The following is a 16,321-nucleotide window of genomic DNA, read 5'->3' on the forward strand; positions in this document are numbered from 1 at the left end:
TCGATCAGGATTCCGGGACGATGTCGAGCTCGTCGAAGATCCGCTTGGTGACGTCCTCGACCTCACCCAAGCCGTCGATCTCGTGAACCAGGCCGCGACCCTTGTAGACCTCGATCAGCGGGGCGGTCTCCTCGAGGTAGACCTCCTGACGACGCCGGATCACGTCGGCGGTGTCGTCGGCGCGGCCCTCGAGCTCGGCACGCTGCAGCAGCCGCTGCACGATCTCGTCCTTGTCGACCGTCAGCACGACCACCGCGTCCAGCGCGTGACCGGTGAACCTGATCATCCCGTCGAGCTCCTCCACCTGCGCGAGCGTGCGCGGGTATCCGTCGAGCAGGAATCCCTTGGCTGCGTCGGGCTCGTCGATGCGGTTGCGAACCATCAGGTTCATCACCGAGTCCGGGACGTACTCGCCCTTGCTCATGTACGAGTCGGCCTCGACTCCCAGCGGCGTGCCTTCGTCGACGTTCGCCCGGAGGATGTTTCCGGTCGAGATCGCGGGGATGCCGAAGTGCTCGGCGATGAACTTCGCCTGGGTGCCCTTGCCGGCACCCGGCGGGCCCATGATGATCAGTCTCATCGGAGGAACCCTTCATAGTTGCGCTGCTGGAGCTGGCTCTCGATCTGCTTCACCGTGTCGAGGGCGACGCCGACCATGATCAGGATCGAGGTGCCACCGAACGGGAAGTTCTGGTTCGCATTGATGAGCGCCAGCGCGATCAGCGGGATGAGCGCAACCAGACCGAGGTAGAGCGAGCCCGGCAGTGTGATACGGGACAGAACGTAGGACAGATAGTCCTCGGTAGGCTTCCCGGCCCGAATTCCTGGAATGAAGCCACCGTATTTCTTCATGTTGTCGGCGACCTCCGGGGGGTTGAAGGTGATCGACACATAGAAGTAGGTGAAGAAGATGATCAGCGCGAAGTACGTCGCCATGTAGATCGGGTGGTCACCCTGGACGAAGTAGTTGTTGATCCAGTCGACCCAGATGGGCGGGTCCTGCGCGTTCTGGTTGAACTGCGCCGCCATCGCCGGCAGGTAGAGCAACGACGAGGCGAAGATGACCGGGATGACACCGGCCTGGTTCACCTTCAGCGGGATGTACGTCGAGGAGCCACCGAACATCTTGCGGCCGACCATCCGGCGAGCGTACTGAACCGGGATCCGGCGCTGGGCCTGCTCGATGAAGATGACCGCGGCCATGATCGCCAGACCGATGACGAGCACGATCGCGAAGGTCCACCAGCCCTTGTCGTTCTTGACGGCCCACATGGTGGCCGGGAAGGTGGCGACGACCTGGGTGAAGATCAGGATCGACATACCGTTGCCGATACCGCGCTCGGTGATCAGCTCGCCCAGCCACATGATCACCGCGGTGCCGGCGGTCATGGTGATGACCATGACCAGGAAGGTGGCGGTGCCGTCGTCGTGCAGCAGGGGCTGCGTGCACCCCTGGAGCAGGTCGCCGGACCGGGCCAGCGCGACGATGCCGGTGGCCTGCAGGACCGCGAGGCCGAGCGTCAGGTAGCGGGTGTACTGGGTGATCTTCGACTGCCCGGCCTGACCCTCCTTCTTGAGCCGCTCCAGTCGCGGGATCACCACGACGAGCAGCTGCAAGATGATGCTCGCGGTGATGTACGGCATGATGCCGAGCGCGAAGACGGTCAGCTGCAGCAGCGCCCCGCCGGAGAAGAGATTGACCAGGTTGTAGAGGCCGGCGCTGTCACCGGTCTGGGCTGCGTCAAGACACTGCTGGACGTTCGCGACGTGAACGCCAGGAGCCGGGATCTGAGACCCAGCCCTGAAGATCACGACGATCAGGAGAACGAAGAGCAGCTTCTTGCGCAGGTCCGGGGTACGGAACGCTGATGCGAACGCGCCAAGCACGAATGGTTCCTCTTTCGACAATCAGGGGTCGCAGGGCCTGCGCCGATGCGAAAACCCGTGGCAGCCTAACAGCCTCCACGGCAGCTCATGCACGTAGGGCTGAAACAGCGGGAGCGCGGTCGGGACCCCGAAGGGGCGACCCGGCCGCGCTTCCACGTGACAGGCTCTACGTTAGTAGAACTGTCAGAGAACCGTGACAGTTCCGCCAGCAGCCTCGATCTTCTCTTTGGCAGAGCCGGAGAAGGCGTTGGCGCTGATCTCGACCTTGACGGTCAGGTCGCCCTGGCCCAGGACCTTGACCGGGTGGCCCTTGCGGACGGCACCCTTCTCGATCAGGGTCTCGGGGGTGACGACGCCGCCCTCGGGGAACAGCTCGTTGAGCTTGTCGAGGTTGACGACCTGGAACTCCACCTTGAAGGGGTTCTTGAAGCCCTTCAGCTTGGGGAGCCGCATGTGCATCGGGGTCTGGCCACCCTCGAAGTAAGCGGGGACCTGGTAACGGGCCTTCGTGCCCTTGGTACCACGGCCGGCCGTCTTACCCTTGGACGCCTCACCACGACCCACACGGGTCTTGGCCTTCTTGGAGCCGGGAGCCGGCGCCAGGTTGTGCACCTTGAGTGCCATATCAGTCGACCTCCTCGACCGTCACCAGGTGACGGACGGTCTGGACCATGCCCCGGATCTCCGGGCGGTCCTCCTTGACGACCACGTCGCCGATCCGCTTGAGACCGAGCGTACGCAGGGTGTCTCGCTGGTTCTGCTTCAGACCAACGAGGCCCTTCTTCTGCTGGACCTTGAGCTGTGCCATCAGGCCGACACCCCCGCCTTGGGCTCCGCAACCTCGGCCTGCGCCTTGAGCAGCGCCTCCGGGGCAACGTCCTCGACCGGGAGACCACGACGCGCGGCAACAGCCTCGGGCGTCTCGAGCATCCTGAGCGCCTCGACCGTCGCGTGGACGATGTTGATCTGGTTGGACGACCCGAGCGACTTGCTCAGGATGTCGTGGATGCCGGCGCACTCCAGGACGGCGCGCACCGGGCCACCGGCGATGACACCGGTACCAGGAGCGGCCGGGCGGAGCATGACCACACCAGCGGCCTTCTCACCCTGCACCGGGTGCGGGATCGTGGCCTGGATGCGGGGAACGCGGAAGAAGTTCTTCTTCGCTTCCTCGACACCCTTGGCGATCGCCGCGGGAACTTCCTTCGCCTTACCGTAGCCGACGCCGACCAGACCTTCGCCGTCACCGACGATCACGAGGGCGGTGAAGCTGAAGCGACGACCACCCTTCACGACCTTGGCAACTCGGTTGATCGCGACGACCTTCTCGATGTAGGCGGTCTTGTCGGCACCTTGGTTGCGACGATCGTCGCGACCTCGGCGCTCGCCACCACGCTGTCCGCGCTGGGCTCCGCTCATCAGACTTTCCTCTTCTCTCGTTCGATCGTTGCGATCAGAAGGTCAGACCGGCCTCGCGCGCGCCATCAGCGAGCGCGGCGACACGGCCGTGGTACTTGTTGCCGGCACGGTCGAAGACCACGGTCTCGACCCCAGCGGCCTTGGCACGCGACGCAACCAGCTCGCCGACCTGCTTGGCCTTGGCGGTCTTGTCACCGGAAGCGGACCGCAGGTCGCCCTCGATGGTCGAAGCCGAGGCAAGCGTGTTGCCGGCCAGGTCGTCGACGACCTGGGCGGTGATGTGCTTGGCCGACCGGGTCACGACGAGGCGCGGGCGCTCCGGCGTACCCTCGATCTTCTTGCGACCGCGGGCCTGACGACGCAGGCGCGAGCGGACACGGGAAGCGGTGTGCTTGTTGTTCGACAGCGAGATGGCCATCACTTACCAGCCTTTCCGACCTTGCGGCGGATGTTCTCGCCGGCGTAACGAACGCCCTTGCCCTTGTAGGGCTCCGGCTTGCGCAGCTTGCGAATGTTGGCCGCAACCTCACCGACGAGCTGCTTGTCGATGCCGACGACGCCGAGCTTGGTCGGTCCGTCGGTGGTGAAGGTGATGCCTTCGGGAGCGTCGAAGACGATCGAGTGCGAGTAGCCCAGCTGGAACTCCAGCTTGGTCGGACCCTTCGACAGGACGCGGTAACCCACGCCGACGATCTCGAGCTTCTTCTCGTAGCCCTCGGTGACACCCAGGACCATGTTGTTGACCAGCGTGCGGGACAGGCCGTGGAGGGCCTTGTTGTCCCGGCTGTCGTCGGGGCGCTTGACGTCGAGGACGTTACGGCCCTCGTCGTCCTGAGCCTTCTCGACGGTGATCGGGTCGACCACGGTGTGCGACAGGGTGCCCTTGGGGCCCTTGACGCTCACAACCTGGCCATCGATGGTGACGTCCACGCCGGCCGGAACCAGGACGGGGAGCTTGCCAATACGCGACATGTTCTTCTCTCTCCCTTCCCTGATTACCAGACGTAGGCGAGGACTTCCCCACCTACGCCCTTCTTGTTCGCCTGGCGGTCGGTCAGCAGACCCTGGCTCGTCGAGATGATCGCGACGCCGAGGCCGCCGAGCACCTTGGGGAGACCGGTGTGCTTCGCGTAGACACGCAGACCGGGCTTGCTGATGCGGCGTACGCCGGCGATCGAGCGCTCACGGTTGCGGCCGTACTTGAGGGTGATGGTCAGGGTCTTGCCTACCTGGCCCTCGGTGGGCTCCAGCACCTCGTACTTGGTGATGTAGCCCTCCTGCTGGAGGATCTCAGCGACGCCCTGCTTCAGCTTGCTGTACGGCATCGAAACCGTATCGTGGAACGCCTGGTTGGCGTTGCGCAGACGAGTGAGCATGTCTGCGATCGGGTCAGTCATCGTCATTGGCCGAACGGCCCTTTCTCGTAGTGGTTTCCTCGCGACCAGTAGTCACGAGGACCTTCAACGTCAGTGGTTGTGGTGAATCTGGTGATCGAGCCTGTCGAGATTCACCAGGAGGACTTGGTGACGCCGGGCAGCTCGCCGCGGTGGGCCATCTCACGCAGGCAGATACGGCACAGGCCGAACTTGCGGTAGACAGCCTTCGGGCGGCCGCAGCGCTGGCAGCGGGTGTAACCGCGAACCGCGAACTTCGGCTTGCGGGCGGCCTTCACCTTGAGAGCGGTCTTCGCCATCTCAGTTCTCCTTGAACGGGAAGCCGAGCGCCTTGAGCAGCGCGCGACCCTGGTCGTCATTGGTGGCGGTCGTCACGAGGGTGATGTCCATGCCCCGCGAGCGGTCGATCTTGTCCTGGTTGATCTCGTGGAACATGACCTGCTCGGTGAGACCGAAGGTGTAGTTGCCGTTGCCGTCGAACTGCTTGCCGTTGAGGCCGCGGAAGTCCCTGATTCGGGGCAGCGCGAGCGAGAGCAGGCGGTCGAGGAACTCCCACATCCGGTCGCCACGCAGCGTGACGTGCGCACCGATCGGCATGCCCTCGCGCAGCTTGAACTGCGCGATGGACTTCTTCGCCTTGTTGATCAGCGGCTTCTGGCCGGTGATCGCGGTCAGGTCGTTGACAGCGCCCTCGATCAGCTTGGAGTCGCGAGCAGCCTCGCCCACACCCATGTTGACGACGATCTTGGTCAGACCGGGGATCTGCATGACGTTCGGGATCTCGAACTCGGCCTGCAGGGCCGGGGCGATCTCCTCGCGGTACTTCGTCTTGAGGCGCGGGGCCACAGCGGTGTCGGTCATGATCAGATGTCCTTACCGGTCTTGCGCGAGATGCGAACACTGCGCTCGGCGGCGTAGGTCGAACCGTCGGCGCGACGCTTCTGAACCGTCTCGCGGCGGTAGCCGACGCGAACCGGCTCGCCACCCTCGAGCAGCTGAACGTTGGAAACGTGGATCGGGGCCTCGGTGGTCACGATGCCGCCGGTCATGCCGGCGCGGCCGCCCTGGTCCTGGACCTTGGTGTGCTTCTTGATGAGGTTGATGCCCTCGACAATCACACGGTCCTCTTCGGTGAAGACAGCGATCACCTTGCCGGAGCCGCCCTTGTCCTTACCAGCGATCACCTTGACGGTGTCGCCCTTCTTGATGTGCGAGCGACCCATCACAGCACCTCCGGCGCGAGCGAGATGATCTTCATGAACTTCTTGTCGCGCAGCTCACGGCCAACCGGGCCGAAGATGCGGGTGCCTCGCGGCTCGCCGTCGTTCTTGAGAATGACGGCGGCGTTCTCGTCGAAGCGGATGTACGAGCCGTCAGCGCGGCGGCGCTCCTTGACGGTGCGCACGATGACGGCCTTGACGACGTCACCCTTCTTCACGTTGCCACCGGGGATAGCGTCCTTGACGGTGGCGACGATGGTGTCGCCGATGCCGGCGTAGCGACGACCGGAACCGCCGAGCACACGAATGCAAAGGATCTCCTTCGCACCAGTGTTGTCGGCGACCTTGAGTCGCGACTCCTGCTGGATCATTACTTCTCCTTGTCGAGCTGGTTCTCTCCCCGCTCCAGGGCGGGTGAGCCTTGCCGAACGTAATGGGATTTGATGGGCACAGGCCCAGCGAACAATGGTCGCTGGACCTGCACCCTTTGGTCAATTTGGCGACGTTTGTCGCCGGCCGGATCCGTCGCGTGTGCGACGAGGATCACTTGGCGCGCTCGACGACCTCGACGAGGCGCCACCGCTTGGTCGCGGACAGCGGCCGGGTCTCCATGACCAGGACGCGGTCGCCGACGCCGGCGGTGTTCTGCTCGTCGTGAGCCTTGAGCTTGCTGCTGCGGCGCATGACCTTGCCGTAGAGCGGGTGCTTCACGCGGTCCTCGACCTCGACGACGATGGTCTTGTCCATCTTGTCGCCGACGACGAGGCCCTCGCGCACCTTGCGCGTGTTGCGCTCAGTGCCCTCGGTGGGCTCTGCCTGGGTGGACTCTGTAGCCATCTCAGGCCTCCTCAGTGGTCTCGGCACCCGGGGCCACTCGGATGCCGAGCTCGCGCTCACGCACCACGGTGTAGATCCGGGCGATGTCCTTCTTGACGGTGCGGAGCCGACCGTGGCTCTCCAGCTGGCCGGTGGCCGCCTGGAACCGGAGGTTGAACAGCTCCTCCTTCGCCTCGCGCAGCTTCGCCTCGAGGTCGACGTCGGTGAGCTCGTCCAGCTCGAACGCCTGCAGGGAGTTAGCCATCAGAACTCACCAGCCTCTCGCGTGATGAAACGGCACTTCATGGGCAGCTTGTGGATCGCGCGGCGCATCGCCTCGCGAGCCGTGTTCTCGTCGACACCGGAGAGCTCGAACATGACGCGGCCCGGCTTGACGTTGGCCACCCACCACTCGGGGGAACCCTTACCGGAACCCATGCGGGTCTCAGCGGGCTTCTTGGTCAGCGGGACGTCGGGGTAGATGTTGATCCACACCTTGCCGCCTCGCTTGATGTGACGAGTCATCGCGATACGCGCTGCCTCGATCTGGCGGTTGGTCACGTAGTGACCCTCGATCGCCTGGATGCCGTACTCACCAAACGCGAGCTTCGTGCCACCCTTGGCCATGCCGGTGCGCTTCGGGTGGTGCTGCTTGCGGTGCTTGACTCGACGGGGCATCAGCATGGGTCAGCCCTCCTGGGTCGTGGTCTCGGCGGCGGGAGCCTCAGCGGCAGCCGGCGCCTCAGTCTTCGCCGCGCGGTCAGCGCGGTTCGGGCGGTCACCACGGGTGCCACGCGACGGACGGTCGCCGCGGCCACCGCGACGGTCGTTGCCACCGCGACCCGGGACGCCCGCACGGGCGGCCTGGGCAGCCTGACGCTCGGCGCGCGAGCCGGAGACCTCGCCCTTGTAGATCCAGACCTTCACGCCGATGCGGCCGAAGGTCGTGCGGGCCTCGTAGAAGCCGTAGTCGATGTCGGCACGCAGCGTGTGCAGCGGAACGCGGCCCTCGCGGTAGAACTCGGTACGCGACATCTCGGCGCCGTTCAGACGACCCGAGCACTGGATCCGGATGCCCTTGGCACCGGAGCGCATGGTGGTCTGCATGGCCTTGCGCATCGCGCGACGGAACTGCACGCGACCGCTGAGCTGCTCGGCGACACCCTGGGCGACCAGCTGAGCGTCGACCTCGGGGTTCTTGACCTCGAGAATGTTCAGCTGCACCTGCTTGCCGGTGAGCTTCTCCAGCTCGGTGCGAAGGCGGTCGGCCTCGGCGCCGCGGCGGCCGATGACGATCCCGGGACGCGCGGTGTGGATGTCCACACGGACGCGGTCACGGGTGCGCTCGATCTCGACCTTGGAGATGCCGGCCCGCTCCATGCCCTTGCTGAGCAGCTTGCGGATGTTGACGTCCTCGCCGACGTACTCCTTGTACTGCTTGTCGGCGTACCAACGCGACTTGTGGTCGGTCGAGATGCCCAGGCGGAAGCCGTTCGGGTTGATCTTCTGACCCATTACTTCTTACCGCCCTTCTCGACGACGTCGGCCGGCTGCACGACCAGGGTGATGTGCGAGGTCCGCTTGTTGATGCGGGTCGCACGACCCTGGGCGCGGGGACGCCAGCGCTTCATGGTCGGACCTTCGTCGACCATGGCGACCGAGACGACGAGGTCGTCGCGGTCCAGACCCTCGGCCGACACCGCGTTGGCGATGGCGCTCTCGAGAACCTTGTAAACAGTCTCAGAGGCTGCCTGCGGCGCGAACTGCAGCAGGGACAGGGCCTCGTCGACGGGCAGACCGCGAACCATGTCGACGACCCGGCGTGCCTTCATCGGAGTGATCCGCACGAAGCGGGCACTCGCGAAGGCACCCGGCTGGTCGCCGAGCAGGGACTCGCGGCGGGCGCTTACGCGCACACGCTCGGTGGTGCTCATCGACGCCGTCCCTTCCGATCGTCCTTGATGTGACCCTTGAAAGTGCGGGTCGGTGCGAACTCGCCCAGCTTGTGACCGACCATCGAGTCGGAGACGAAGACCGGGACATGCTTGCGACCGTCGTGCACCGCGATGGTGTGACCGATCATCTCGGGCACGATCATCGAGCGGCGCGACCAGGTCTTGATCACGTTGTGGGTGCCCTTCTCGTTCTCGGCGTCGACCTTCTTCTGAAGGTGATCGTCGATGAAGGGGCCCTTCTTCAGGCTGCGAGGCATTGCTTACTTCCTACCCTTCCCGCTCTTACGGCGGCGGATGATCTGCGAGTCAGAGGCCTTGCGCTTACGCGTGCGGCCCTCGGGCTTACCCCAGGGGCTGACCGGGTGACGGCCACCGGAGGTCTTACCCTCACCACCACCGTGCGGGTGGTCGACCGGGTTCATGACGACACCACGGACGGTCGGGCGAACGCCCTTCCACCGCATCCGGCCGGCCTTGCCCCAGTTGATGTTCGACTGCTCGGCGTTGCCGACCTGGCCGACGGTCGCGCGGCAGCGCACGTCGACGAAGCGCATCTCACCCGAGGGCATACGCAGCGTGGCCTTGGAGCCCTCACGGGCGACAAGCTGGGCGCTCATACCGGCGGAGCGGGCGATCTTCGCGCCGCCACCCGGACGCAGCTCAACATTGTGGATGGTGGTACCAACCGGGATGTTGCGCAGCGGCAGGTTGTTGCCGGGCTTGATGTCAGCGGCGGGGCCGGACTCCACGACGGTGCCCTGCGAGACGCCGACGGGCGCGAGGATGTAGCGCTTCTCGCCGTCGAAGTAGTGCAGCAGGGCGATGCGGGCGGTGCGGTTCGGGTCGTACTCGATGTGAGCGACCTTGGCCGGGACACCGTCCTTGTCGTAGCGACGGAAGTCGATGATCCGGTACGCACGCTTGTGACCGCCACCGATGTGGCGAGTCGTGATGCGACCCTGGTTGTTGCGGCCGCCCTTTTTGGGAAGGGGCTTGGTCAGCGACTTCTCCGGCGTGGTCCGAGTGATCTCGGCGAAGTCGGCCACCGACGAGCCACGACGGCCCGGGGTGGTCGGCTTGTACTTACGAATAGCCATGTTCAGTCAGTCCTTCTCACGCGCCGAAGATGTCGATGCGGTCGCCCTCAGCCAGGGAGACGATCGCGCGCTTGGTGTCGGGGCGCTTGCCCAGGCCGTAACGAGTACGACGGGCCTTGCCCTTGCGGTTGATCGTGTTGACCGAGGTCACCTTGACGTCGAACACCTTCTCGACCGCGATCTTGATCTCGGTCTTGTTCGCGTCGGGGCGAACGACGAAGGTGTACTTGTTCTGGTCGAGGAGGCCGTAGCTCTTCTCGGAGACCACCGGCGCGATCAGGATGTCGCGGGGGTCATAGTGCAGCGTGCTCACTTGTTAGCCTCCTCATCAGACGCAGCCTTCTCAGAAGCAGCCTTCTTGCCGGCCTCGACGAAGCCAGCGGCAATGGCGTCCTCAGCGGACTTGAAGTAGAACTCCGCCTTGGTGGACTCGTACCAACGGCCGCCCGGGGCGTGGAACTTCTTGTCCTTGCCCTTGACGTTGCCCTTGATCTCGAAGCCCTCGGGAGCCGAGCCGTCCTCGAGCGGCGCGACAGCGCCCTCGGGGAGGTCGTTCGCCTTGGCGGGCTCGACGGCGGCTTCCTTGGTCGCGTCCTTCTCGACCTCACCGATGGTGACGGTCTCCTTGGCAGCGACGACCGGCTTGCCCGAGACGAAGATCTCGTAGGCCGGCTTGGAGAAGACAACATCGTCGGAGACGAGGACGTCGTAGGTGTTGAGCTGGTCGGCCCAGAGCAGGTGAACCTCAGGCACGTTGCGCAGGCTCAGCGCGGCGACGGACTCGGAGCGGTCCAGGACGACGAGGTAACGCTTGACGTCCGAGATCGCCTTGAGGGCGGTCAGCGCGGTCTTGGTCGAGGGCGCCTCGAGGGCGAACTCGGCGACGTGGATCTGGCCGGCACGAGCCCGGTCCGAGAGGGCACCGCGGAGAGCGGCAGCCTTCATCTTCTTGGGGGTGCGCTGGCTGTAGTCACGCGGCTGCGGGCCGTGGACGGTGCCACCACCGGCGAACTGCGGCGCACGGGTCGAACCCTGGCGGGCGCGACCGGTGCCCTTCTGCTTGTAGGGCTTGCGGCCACCGCCGCGGACTTCGCCGCGGGTCTTGGTGGAGTGCGTGCCCTGGCGCGCAGCAGCCTGCTGCGCGACGACGACCTGGTGGATCAGCGGGATGTTGACCTCAACATCGAAGATCTCAGCCGGGAAGTCGACCTTGACGGTCTTGATAGCCATGATCAGGCCTCCAGCTTCTTAGCAGCCGAGCGGAGGACCACGAGACCACCCTTGGGGCCAGGAATGGCGCCCTTGACCAGGATGAGGCCCTTCTCGGTGTCGACGGCGTGCACGGTCAGGTTCTGGGTGGTGACGGTGTCAGTACCCATGTGACCGGCCATGCGGACGCCCTTGAAGACGCGACCGGGCGTGGCGCAAGCGCCGATCGATCCCGGCTTGCGGTGGTTGCGGTGAGCACCGTGGGAGGCGCCGACACCGTGGAAGCCGTGACGCTTCATGACACCCGCGAAACCCTTGCCCTTCGAGGTGCCCGTCACGTCGATCTCCTCGCCGATGGCGAAGGTGTCGACGGGGAGCTCCTGGCCGGCGGCGTAGGACGCGGCGTCGGCGGTGCGGATCTCAGCCAGGTGACGGCGCGGCGTGGTGCCGGCCTTCTCGAACTGGCCGGCGCCCGGCTTGTTCACCTTGCGGCCGTCGATCTCGCCGTAGCCGATCTGGACGGCGTTGTAGCCGTCGACCTCGGGGGTGCGGACCTGGGTCACGACGTTGGTGTTCGCCGCGATGACGGTCACAGGGACGACGATGTTGTTCTCGTCCCACAGCTGGGTCATGCCGAGCTTGGTGCCCAGGAGACCCTTCACGTTGCGTTCGATCGTCATGTCGTCAACCTCAGAGCTTGATCTCGATGTCGACACCAGCAGGCAGGTCGAGCCGCATGAGGGAGTCAACAGTCTTCGGGGTCGGGTCGATGATGTCGATGAGGCGCTTGTGGGTGCGCATCTCGAAGTGCTCGCGCGAGTCCTTGTACTTGTGGGGCGAGCGGATGACGCAGTACACGTTCTTCTCGGTCGGCAGCGGCACCGGGCCGGCGACCTTGGCACCCGTACGGGTGACCGTGTCCACGATCTTTCGCGCCGAGGTGTCGATCACCTCGTGGTCATAGGCCTTGAGCCTGATGCGGATCTTCTGTCCCGCCATCTGTCTCTCTCGTCCTTCTTGGTCAGCGTGCCGCGTGCTACAGGCTTCCTCCGGCTGAGTCGGCCCGGTTGCTCACCTCTGGCTCCGACCCCCGCGGTCGGGCGTGTCGCGGATGATGTTCAGAGGAACACCAATGCAAACAACGCCGACGTCACGTCGGGACTTTCACCATCAGCTTCACTGGAACCACGCCTTCGGGATGGGCACACGGCGACCACAGACCACATCCGGACAGGCTGACAGCCTGCTCAGGTGACGCGATTCAGTAGTCAAGGTGTGCGCACCCCAGCGAACGTTCACTGGAGCAACCAGAGAATCTTGGCACGCGTACGCAGGTGGCTCCAAATCAACGATGTCCTCTGGGTCGCTCTGAGAGGATGCCCCCAACCGAGCGAGATCGCCGGTCGTCGTGACGAGGAGCATCAGGATGTCAGGAGCGTGGCCACCCCCACCGGGTGAGCAACCTCAGCAGGGTGCGGCCAACCCGTCCACCCCTCCCCCACCGGGCCAGCCGGTGCACCCTCAGCAGGTGCATCCTCACCCCGCCCAACCGACATGGACGCAGCCGCTGCCACCGGCCCACAAGCCAGGAGCGATCCCGCTGCGCCCGCTGGGGCTCGGTGACATCCTCGACGGAGCCTTCCGGCTCGTCCGCTTCAACCCGGGCGCCACGGTCGGCGCCTCGGTCCTCGTGGCCGCGCTCGCGATGGCCATCCCGCTGGGGGTGTCCGCGGCGATGACCTTCTCCGGCGACAGCCTGGATTGGTTCGGAGCCACCCTCGAGGACCCCGACTACGCGCCCAGCAACTCCGAGATCCTCAGCATCGTGGCGGCCGTCGGCTCCCTCGTCCTCGGCACGATCCTGCAGGTGATCGGGGCGATCCTGGTCGCCGGGATGATCTCCCACGTGGCCCACGCCGCCGCGATCGGCCGCAAGCTCACCCTCAGCCAGGCCTGGGCAGCGACCCACGGAAACCGCTGGCGGCTGATCGGGCTCGCGCTGCTGACGACGCTGGTCTTCATCCTGGTCCTGGCGGTCGCGATCACGCCCGTGGTCGTGCTCGCGATCTTCGTCGACAGCCCTGCCCCAGCCATCCTGGTCGGCATTCTGATGTTCCTGCTGCTGATCGTGGCCTCCCTCTTCCTGACGGTGCGGCTCTACCTGCTCTCGGTGCCGTCGCTGATGCTCGAGAACACCGGTGTCTTCGGCGCCATCGGCCGGGCCTGGCGGCTGTCGGCACGCCAGTTCTGGCGCCTCTTCGGAATCTGGCTGCTGGCCAGCATCATCGTCGGCTTCGTCTCCCAGATCGTCGCCTTCCCGATCAGCATGGTCGCCAGCGTGGTCGGCATCGTGCAGCCGGATCTCTACTTCTTCGCGACCATCGCCGGCAGCGCCGTCTCGACCGTCGTCGCGGCCGCCATCGTGGCTCCATTCAGCGGAGCGGTGACCAACCTGCAGTATCTCGACCAGCGCATCCGCAAGGAGTCCTACGAGGTCGAGCTGATGGAGCAGGCCGGGCTGCTGAGCAGATGATCCTCCTCCAACTGGCCCCTCCTCTGGAACCGACGCCCGAGGAAGGTCGCTCCTGGCTCCGGCGTGAGCTGGCCGACCCGGAGTACCACGAGCTCGACCTCGTCCAGCGGATCCTGCGCTGGATCGAGCGCACCCTGTCCGACGGCATCCCGTCAGCGGGCGACGTGCCGTGGGCGCAGACCGTCGCCGCCATGATCGTCTTCGCGGCGATCCTAGTGGGGCTCGGCCTGCTGGTCTCCCGCGCCCGACGCAGTCCCCGAGCAGCCCGCGACCGCGGCGGGGACGTGCTCACCGACGAGTCGCTGTCGGCAGCCGCTCTGCGGGAGCGGGCCGAGGCTGCGTACGCATCGGGGGACCATGGCGCAGCGGTGATCGACGGCTTCCGGGCACTGGCCAGGCGCCAGGTCGAGCGCGGCCGGCTCGCGGAGGATCTGGGGCTGACCGCCGCCGAGGTCGCGGCGAGCCTGGAGCGGGAGATGCCGCTCGATGGCCGCGCCGGCCGGGCCGCGGAGCTGTTCAACGAGGTGCTCTACGGCAACCACCCTGCCACGCGTGAGCAGGCCGAGGGCGTGCTGGCTCTCGAGCAGGAGCTGGCGGTGAGCCGATGAGCATCACCGACGAGGTCTCGACAGGCTCGACCACCGGGCGACCAGGCCCGACCACCGGCGTGGCCGGCTGGTTCAGCCGGCACCGTCCGTTCCTGGCGGTCGCGCTCGCCATCGTGGTCGCGGTCACGCTGGCGTACATCGCGACGCCGAAGGGCCAGGAGTCCTATGCCCGCTATGACCCCGAGAGCCCGGATCCCGAGGGCACCCGGGCGCTGGTCCGGGTGCTCGAGGACCACGGGGTCGAGGTCGACATCGTCCGGTCCGCCAAGCGCCTGGAGAGCGCCGAGATCGGGCAGGACACGACGGTCTTCGTGACCGGCACCGACGCGCTCGGCGAGAACACCGCCAACAGGCTGCGCGAGCGCGCCGACGGCGCCGACCTGATCCTCTCCGACCCTCCGCCCTACGTCTCGGCGATGCTCGGCATCCCCTACGCGCTCTCCCAGACGCCTGAGACGGTCGAGGCGGACTGCGACGACCCGCGCTGGGAGGGGCTCAGCATCCAGGCCGACGCGGTCACCGCGTACGACGCCGGCTCCTGCTTCCCGCACGAGGGCGGCGCGGTGCTCGCGCCCGCCGACGGGCTCACCGTCTGGGGCGCACCACAGGTGCTGACCAACGACCAGATCCTGCGGGCGGACAACGCCGCGGTCGCGCTGCGGCTGCTGGGCGGCAACGACCGCCTGGTCTGGTACGTCCCCTCCTTCGACGACCTCGCCCCCGACGAGGCCCACTCCGCCGGGTCGCTGCTGCCGGACTGGATCAGGCCGGCTCTGTGGATCCTGCTGCTCGCGGTCGTGGCCTTCGCCCTCGCCCGCGGGCGACGGCTGGGGCCGCTGGCGGTGGAGCCGCTGCCGGTCCATGTCCGCGCCGCGGAGACCACCCGCAGTCTGGGCCGGCTCTACCGCCGTTCCGGCGACCGCGCCCACGCAGCGACGACGCTTCGGCACGCCGCCCGCGCCCGCCTCGCCCGGCGACTGCGGCTGGACCGGGAAGCCACCACGGAGGCCGTCGTACGCGCCGTCGTCCATCGCACCGGACGATCCGACCTCGAGGTCTCCGCGCTGCTCACCGACTCTCCGATGAAGAACGACCAGGACCTGATCACGCTGGCCAATGCGCTGGCGGCCCTTGAGGAAGAGGTACGACACCCATGACCCAATCCGAGACCATGCCCCACGTCTCGCCCGACGCCGCGCGCGAGCGCCTCACCGCGGTCAGGGCCGAGGTCGCCAAGGCGGTCGTCGGGCAGGACGCCGCGGTCTCCGGGCTGCTGGTCGCGCTGGTGTGCGGCGGCCACGTGCTCATGGAGGGCGTGCCCGGCACCGCCAAGACCCTGCTGGTGCGGTCGCTGTCGGCGGCGCTCTCCGTGGAGACCCGGCGGGTGCAGTTCACCCCCGACCTGATGCCCGGCGACATCACCGGCTCGATGGTGGTCGAGTCCTCCCACGGTTCGCTGACGTTCCGGGAAGGGCCGGTCTTCACCAACCTGCTCCTCGCCGACGAGATCAACCGCACCCCGCCGAAGACGCAGTCGGCGCTGCTCGAGGCGATGGAGGAGGGGCAGGTCTCGGTCGACGGGGTCACCCGGCCGCTGCCGAAGCCTTTCCTGGTGGCCGCGACCCAGAACCCCATCGAGTACGAGGGCGTCTACCCGCTCCCCGAGGCGCAGCTGGACCGGTTCCTGCTCAAGGTCGTCCTGCCGGTGCCCGAGCGCGCCGACGAGGTGCAGATCCTCACCCGGCACGCCTCCGGCTTCGACCCGCGAGACGTCACCGCTGCCGGAGTCACCGCAGTGGCCTCGGGCGCCGACATCGAGGCCGCACGACAGCTGGTCGGCTCGGTCCAGGTCTCCCCGGAGGTCACCGGCTACATCGTCGACATCGCCCGGGCGACCCGCGAGTCCCCGTCACTGTCGGCCGGGGTGTCTCCGCGCGGCGCCACCGCGCTGCTCCGCGCCGCGCGCGCCTGGGCATGGCTCGCGGGTCGTGACTTCGTCACCCCGGACGACGTGAAGTCGCTGGCCCACGCCACCCTCGCCCACCGTCTGGCCCTGCGCCCCGAGGCCGAGCTCGAGGGTGTCCAGGTCGCCCAGGTCCTCTCCTCCGCCATCGGCGCCGTCCCCGTTCCCCGATGACCATGCCCCGAGAAGTCACCTTCTGGCGCCGAGAGCTCAGTTTCTG

At 66.7% G+C, this 16,321-nt stretch carries 27 protein-coding genes; 4 read left to right on the forward strand and 23 right to left on the reverse strand.

The features are described 5' to 3' along the window. Window positions 1–4: 4 nt before the first annotated feature. The 23 genes from ABZZ22_RS11865 to rpsJ all read right to left on the reverse strand — a co-directional run bounded on the left by ABZZ22_RS11865 (window position 5) and on the right by rpsJ (window position 11,996). Window positions 5–580 carry an adenylate kinase gene (locus ABZZ22_RS11865; protein ID WP_354931113.1) on the reverse strand — a complete coding sequence of 192 codons (576 nt, stop codon included), beginning with the start codon at window positions 578–580 and terminating at the stop codon, window positions 5–7. Further along, window positions 577–1,887, reverse strand: coding sequence for a preprotein translocase subunit SecY (gene secY / locus ABZZ22_RS11870; protein WP_354931116.1), 1,311 nt, complete (start codon window positions 1,885–1,887; stop codon window positions 577–579). The genes ABZZ22_RS11865 and secY overlap by 4 nt, the downstream gene beginning before the upstream one ends. A 183-nt stretch (window positions 1,888–2,070) precedes the next feature. Continuing rightward, complete coding sequence (gene rplO / locus ABZZ22_RS11875; protein ID WP_183544352.1) at window positions 2,071–2,511, reverse strand: 50S ribosomal protein L15; 441 nt, start codon at window positions 2,509–2,511, stop codon at window positions 2,071–2,073. A 1-nt stretch (window position 2,512) separates the two neighbouring features. Beyond that, the gene (rpmD, locus tag ABZZ22_RS11880) at window positions 2,513–2,695 is read right to left on the reverse strand and encodes a 50S ribosomal protein L30 (protein WP_008361029.1); all 183 of its coding nucleotides are present in this window, start codon (window positions 2,693–2,695) and stop codon (window positions 2,513–2,515) included. Next, window positions 2,695–3,306: a 30S ribosomal protein S5 gene (rpsE, locus tag ABZZ22_RS11885; RefSeq protein ID WP_354931121.1), complete on the reverse strand. Its 612-nt coding sequence runs from the start codon at window positions 3,304–3,306 to the stop codon at window positions 2,695–2,697. The genes rpmD and rpsE overlap by 1 nt, the downstream gene beginning before the upstream one ends. 34 nt (window positions 3,307–3,340) lie before the next feature. Continuing rightward, on the reverse strand, window positions 3,341–3,724 hold the full coding sequence (gene rplR, locus ABZZ22_RS11890; protein WP_354931124.1) for a 50S ribosomal protein L18: 384 nt from the start codon (window positions 3,722–3,724) through the stop codon (window positions 3,341–3,343). Further along, entirely contained in the window at window positions 3,724–4,278 is a 555-nt protein-coding gene (gene rplF / locus ABZZ22_RS11895) for a 50S ribosomal protein L6 (protein WP_354931127.1), read from the reverse strand. The genes rplR and rplF overlap by 1 nt, the downstream gene beginning before the upstream one ends. 23 nt (window positions 4,279–4,301) lie before the next feature. Continuing rightward, on the reverse strand, window positions 4,302–4,709 hold the full coding sequence (gene rpsH, locus ABZZ22_RS11900; RefSeq protein WP_179659690.1) for a 30S ribosomal protein S8: 408 nt from the start codon (window positions 4,707–4,709) through the stop codon (window positions 4,302–4,304). Window positions 4,710–4,813: 104 nt separating this feature from the next. Next, the gene (locus ABZZ22_RS11905) at window positions 4,814–4,999 is read right to left on the reverse strand and encodes a type Z 30S ribosomal protein S14 (protein ID WP_011757321.1); all 186 of its coding nucleotides are present in this window, start codon (window positions 4,997–4,999) and stop codon (window positions 4,814–4,816) included. Window position 5,000: 1 nt separating this feature from the next. After that, window positions 5,001–5,561, reverse strand: coding sequence for a 50S ribosomal protein L5 (rplE, locus tag ABZZ22_RS11910; protein ID WP_091052391.1), 561 nt, complete (start codon window positions 5,559–5,561; stop codon window positions 5,001–5,003). 2 nt (window positions 5,562–5,563) lie between these two features. Next, a complete protein-coding gene (gene rplX / locus ABZZ22_RS11915) occupies window positions 5,564–5,923 on the reverse strand; it encodes a 50S ribosomal protein L24 (RefSeq protein WP_292648871.1) in 360 nt (119 codons plus the stop codon). Further along, on the reverse strand, window positions 5,923–6,291 hold the full coding sequence (gene rplN, locus ABZZ22_RS11920; protein ID WP_008361015.1) for a 50S ribosomal protein L14: 369 nt from the start codon (window positions 6,289–6,291) through the stop codon (window positions 5,923–5,925). The genes rplX and rplN overlap by 1 nt, the downstream gene beginning before the upstream one ends. 172 nt (window positions 6,292–6,463) lie before the next feature. Next, complete coding sequence (gene rpsQ / locus ABZZ22_RS11925) at window positions 6,464–6,757, reverse strand: 30S ribosomal protein S17 (protein ID WP_292648876.1); 294 nt, start codon at window positions 6,755–6,757, stop codon at window positions 6,464–6,466. A gap of 1 nt (window position 6,758) precedes the next feature. Further along, window positions 6,759–7,001 carry a 50S ribosomal protein L29 gene (gene rpmC / locus ABZZ22_RS11930; protein WP_292648878.1) on the reverse strand — a complete coding sequence of 81 codons (243 nt, stop codon included), beginning with the start codon at window positions 6,999–7,001 and terminating at the stop codon, window positions 6,759–6,761. Continuing rightward, entirely contained in the window at window positions 7,001–7,420 is a 420-nt protein-coding gene (rplP, locus tag ABZZ22_RS11935; protein ID WP_179659694.1) for a 50S ribosomal protein L16, read from the reverse strand. Before rplP ends, rpmC begins: the two co-directional genes overlap by 1 nt. A 3-nt stretch (window positions 7,421–7,423) precedes the next feature. Next, window positions 7,424–8,251, reverse strand: a complete 828-nt coding sequence (gene rpsC / locus ABZZ22_RS11940; RefSeq protein ID WP_354931137.1) for a 30S ribosomal protein S3 — start codon at window positions 8,249–8,251, stop codon at window positions 7,424–7,426. Continuing rightward, entirely contained in the window at window positions 8,251–8,670 is a 420-nt protein-coding gene (gene rplV, locus ABZZ22_RS11945) for a 50S ribosomal protein L22 (RefSeq protein ID WP_183544367.1), read from the reverse strand. The genes rpsC and rplV overlap by 1 nt, the downstream gene beginning before the upstream one ends. Continuing rightward, complete coding sequence (rpsS, locus tag ABZZ22_RS11950) at window positions 8,667–8,948, reverse strand: 30S ribosomal protein S19 (protein ID WP_008361004.1); 282 nt, start codon at window positions 8,946–8,948, stop codon at window positions 8,667–8,669. The genes rplV and rpsS overlap by 4 nt, the downstream gene beginning before the upstream one ends. Window positions 8,949–8,951: 3 nt before the next feature. Next, window positions 8,952–9,788 carry a 50S ribosomal protein L2 gene (rplB, locus tag ABZZ22_RS11955; protein ID WP_292648889.1) on the reverse strand — a complete coding sequence of 279 codons (837 nt, stop codon included), beginning with the start codon at window positions 9,786–9,788 and terminating at the stop codon, window positions 8,952–8,954. A gap of 16 nt (window positions 9,789–9,804) precedes the next feature. Next, a complete protein-coding gene (gene rplW / locus ABZZ22_RS11960) occupies window positions 9,805–10,101 on the reverse strand; it encodes a 50S ribosomal protein L23 (protein WP_292648892.1) in 297 nt (98 codons plus the stop codon). Next, window positions 10,098–11,018 carry a 50S ribosomal protein L4 gene (rplD, locus tag ABZZ22_RS11965; RefSeq protein WP_354931142.1) on the reverse strand — a complete coding sequence of 307 codons (921 nt, stop codon included), beginning with the start codon at window positions 11,016–11,018 and terminating at the stop codon, window positions 10,098–10,100. The genes rplW and rplD overlap by 4 nt, the downstream gene beginning before the upstream one ends. Before the next feature lie 2 nt (window positions 11,019–11,020). Further along, window positions 11,021–11,677: a 50S ribosomal protein L3 gene (gene rplC / locus ABZZ22_RS11970; protein ID WP_179659701.1), complete on the reverse strand. Its 657-nt coding sequence runs from the start codon at window positions 11,675–11,677 to the stop codon at window positions 11,021–11,023. A 10-nt stretch (window positions 11,678–11,687) separates the two neighbouring features. After that, the gene (rpsJ, locus tag ABZZ22_RS11975) at window positions 11,688–11,996 is read right to left on the reverse strand and encodes a 30S ribosomal protein S10 (RefSeq protein WP_008360994.1); all 309 of its coding nucleotides are present in this window, start codon (window positions 11,994–11,996) and stop codon (window positions 11,688–11,690) included. A gap of 529 nt (window positions 11,997–12,525) precedes the next feature. On the opposite strand from rpsJ, the gene ABZZ22_RS11980 reads away from it, so the two are divergent. Genes ABZZ22_RS11980 through ABZZ22_RS11995 form a run of 4 tightly spaced genes read left to right on the forward strand, consistent with a single transcriptional unit; the run spans window position 12,526 to window position 16,275 of the window. Next, a complete protein-coding gene (locus ABZZ22_RS11980; protein WP_354931149.1) occupies window positions 12,526–13,530 on the forward strand; it encodes a hypothetical protein in 1,005 nt (334 codons plus the stop codon). Then, window positions 13,527–14,138, forward strand: a complete 612-nt coding sequence (locus tag ABZZ22_RS11985; RefSeq protein ID WP_354931152.1) for a DUF4129 domain-containing protein — start codon at window positions 13,527–13,529, stop codon at window positions 14,136–14,138. Before ABZZ22_RS11980 ends, ABZZ22_RS11985 begins: the two co-directional genes overlap by 4 nt. Beyond that, window positions 14,135–15,295, forward strand: a complete 1,161-nt coding sequence (locus ABZZ22_RS11990) for a DUF4350 domain-containing protein (protein WP_354931155.1) — start codon at window positions 14,135–14,137, stop codon at window positions 15,293–15,295. The genes ABZZ22_RS11985 and ABZZ22_RS11990 overlap by 4 nt, the downstream gene beginning before the upstream one ends. Next, on the forward strand, window positions 15,292–16,275 hold the full coding sequence (locus ABZZ22_RS11995; RefSeq protein WP_354931158.1) for a MoxR family ATPase: 984 nt from the start codon (window positions 15,292–15,294) through the stop codon (window positions 16,273–16,275). Before ABZZ22_RS11990 ends, ABZZ22_RS11995 begins: the two co-directional genes overlap by 4 nt. The last annotated feature ends 46 nt before the right edge of the window (window positions 16,276–16,321 follow it).

This window comes from Nocardioides sp. NPDC006273 (genome assembly GCF_040613495.1).
Lineage (GTDB): Bacteria > Actinomycetota > Actinomycetes > Propionibacteriales > Nocardioidaceae > Nocardioides.